The organism is Embleya sp. NPDC025285, from assembly GCF_055558835.1.
Genome location: NZ_JBVHLU010000287.1, coordinates 1 through 1,583 on the forward strand (window position 1 = coordinate 1; position 1,583 = coordinate 1,583).

Sequence of the window (1,583 nt, forward strand, 5' to 3'; positions counted from 1 at the left end):
CCCAGTTGATGCCATCGCAGGCAAGCCAGCTCCCACATTTGACCGTGCCCGCTTTAGCTTTTGATTTGGCTTTTAAACACTCAAGCCGGCCGGTAGCCGCTGTGCTCTTGCTGTTGATCTTGATCTTGATCTTAGGCGCCCCGTTAAACCACGCTGGCCGAACGCAGGCTTTGGAGCGTGGGTAACCCGGCAGGACGCCAGGTTAGCCGTCCTGGGCCAGGGATGGCCCATGACGGCGGCCCACGGTCCAAAGCCGGAGTGAGCAACCGTGTCGAATCTCAAGCCATTTCAGCGAAATGTTTTTGATCTCGGACCATCGCATTCAGGATCGTCAGCAGCTTTCTCATGCATGCAACCAGCGCCACTTTCTTCGTCTTCCCTGCAGCAAGCAGACGGTTGTAGAACCTCTCGATCACCGGGTTATGGCTCTTCGAGGACAAGACAGCCATGTAAAGCACACTTCGCACCTCAGCTCGACCACCCCATATCCGTCTACGTCCTTTGTACAGGCCGCTATCGCAGTTAAAAGGGGCCACACCAACCAATGCAGCCACTTGTTTGCGATTCACTTTGCCTAGCTCAGGAACCATCGCCAGCAGCGAAAGTGCGAGCACATTGCCAACACCTGAGACCTCGCGCAGCAAATCATAATTGGCCTTCCAGGCCGGCGAAGCTTTGATCGCTTCGTGCAAGTCATCGTCTGTACTTTTAAGACGCTTTTGAAGCCAGACGATATGTGCCTTGATATCCCGTCGAAGCGCCTTGAATACCGCCTGTTTCAGTCGAGACTCCTCCGCCACGATCATATCGATAAGCTGACGGCGTCTAGTCAGTAGATCTGCCAGTTCACGAGCGTGTTCATCTGGCATCTCCCGAATTTCGGGTTTGACCGCCTGAGCAAACTCCGCAATCACCTGGGCATCCAGAGCGTCGGTTTTAGCCAGCCGTCCGGTAGCCTTAGCGAAATCACGGACCTGACGGGGATTGACAACAACGACTGGTAATCCAGCAGCGCAAAGCTCGGCAGCGGCAAGCCGCTCATATCCGCCAGTTGCTTCCAGCACCACTAAAGCGGGCATCTGAGCCTTGAGATGCTTAGCTAAACGCTGGATATCTTCTGGAGTATTGAAAAACTGCTCGACTTGGCCAGTAGTGCTGACGAATGAGTCGAGCTTGTTTTTGGAAACATCAATTCCGACGAACGCAGAGTCATGGTCCATGGCGTTTTCCTCACGTCCAACCTTGCAGAATCGGGCTTTACGCCCAGGCAACCGTTCGGACTAGTTTAGAAAAGAACCTGCTTCGACCCATGCTCACTCACGATCTTGAAATCTGAGGGCACCACGGTCTGAAGCAGGTGAAAATAATCTTACAAGGGAACACCGAGCCTAGGCGAGGTGCCGACAGGCGGGGCAGAGCCCTTTGCTTACTTTGGGGCTTTTCCAAAGTGAGCCGCTGTAAGAGCGGAACCATAAGCGGCCGTTACCGAAGAAACGGATATGTACACAGCACCCCACAACCAAATTTCGACCAAAACATTGATCCAGAGCGGTATCCGCGTCCGCAAAGTCAGTTAAAAGATC

The 1,583-nt window shown here is 53.7% G+C and carries 1 protein-coding gene; it reads right to left on the bottom strand.

The window, feature by feature from the left end; translation table 11 throughout:
* Positions 1-278: 278 nt before the first annotated feature.
* On the bottom strand, positions 279-1,220 hold the full coding sequence (locus ACZ4FV_RS52275; RefSeq protein ID WP_093200084.1) for an IS110 family RNA-guided transposase: 942 nt from the start codon (positions 1,218-1,220) through the stop codon (positions 279-281).
* Between the last annotated feature and the right edge of the window lie 363 nt (positions 1,221-1,583).